The organism is Peribacillus sp. P4_C12 (genome assembly GCF_056402095.1).
Genome location: NZ_JBFUIB010001208.1, coordinates 1 through 531 on the forward strand (window position 1 = coordinate 1; position 531 = coordinate 531).

Here is a 531-nt window from a genome sequence, read left to right on the forward strand (position 1 = left end):
CCCTTTTTCCCTCTCCCCTCACTTTGTCAATAGATAAGGATTGGTTTTTATCAAATATATTAGTTGAATTATCATCTCATATGGATTACGATAATATAAGCAGAAATACTAGATATTGATATTAAAAACCACACACATAACTATATATAGAATTATTTGTAATCCAAGGTGCCAGTGATGGCTGAAAAGGGAATCCGGTGTAAACCCGGAACTGTCCCCGCAACTGTAAATGTGACGAAATGAGAAAACCACTGTATAGCTCTTTATACGGGAAGAACTCAAAGTAGGATGATCATGAGTCAGGAGACCTGCCTGGATTTTTCACGTTTCTTATTCTTCGGGGATTGAGATGATGAAACGATAGTATAACGGCTATTTTTTCATGGCTCTTTTATTCTATCGTTTGATCCGCTCAATTTATTGGGCGGATTTTTTTTATTTAATGGAAGTTTACAAGGAGGATTATTCATGACTCAAACATATAACTCTACTTTAGTGAAAAATGACACAGAAACAAGTTCTATCCAGCTT

Annotated in this window: 1 riboswitch. The window is 35.4% G+C overall.

The features are described 5' to 3' along the window. The first annotated feature begins 149 nt into the window (after positions 1-149). A riboswitch (cobalamin riboswitch) is annotated at positions 150-330 on the plus strand. The last annotated feature ends 201 nt before the right edge of the window (positions 331-531 follow it).